The 507-nt window shown below is 49.5% G+C and carries 1 rRNA gene; it reads left to right on the top strand.

The features are described 5' to 3' along the window. Positions 1-263, top strand: a 16S ribosomal RNA gene (locus tag lacNas_RS06325); the annotation flags it as partial. Positions 264-507 lie beyond the last annotated feature (244 nt).

Below are 507 nucleotides of genomic sequence, written 5' to 3'. Positions count from 1 at the left end.
CTCTTAAAGCTGTTCTCAGTTCGGACTGCAGGCTGCAACTCGCCTGCACGAAGCTGGAATCGCTAGTAATCGCGGATCAGCACGCCGCGGTGAATACGTTCCCGGGCCTTGTACACACCGCCCGTCACACCATGGAAGTCTGCAATGCCCAAAGTCGGTGGGATAACCTTTATAGGAGTCAGCCGCCTAAGGCAGGGCAGATGACTGGGGTGAAGTCGTAACAAGGTAGCCGTAGGAGAACCTGCGGCTGGATCACCTCCTTTCTAAGGAAAGACGCACAGTTGGAGAGTGGCCACACTAACAGAAGACTGTGAGTTACGGAAGCACACTGCAAAGAAACTTTGTTCAGTTTTGAGAGTATCAACTCTCACTTGTACGTTGAAAACTGAATATCTTAATTCCAAGAAAAAACCGAGAATCATTGAGATCAATGAACGATTGCAAAGCGACCGAGAGAGTTCGAAAGAACGAAACTTGTTAGGTCAAGTGAAGAAGGGCGCACGGTGA

The sequence above is a fragment of the Lactobacillus nasalidis genome, assembly GCF_016587775.1.
Classification (GTDB): Bacteria; Bacillota; Bacilli; order Lactobacillales; family Lactobacillaceae; genus Lactobacillus; species Lactobacillus nasalidis.
The sequence above is the reverse complement of the archived record's forward strand: the minus strand, read 5'-3'. Positions and strand labels throughout refer to the sequence as shown.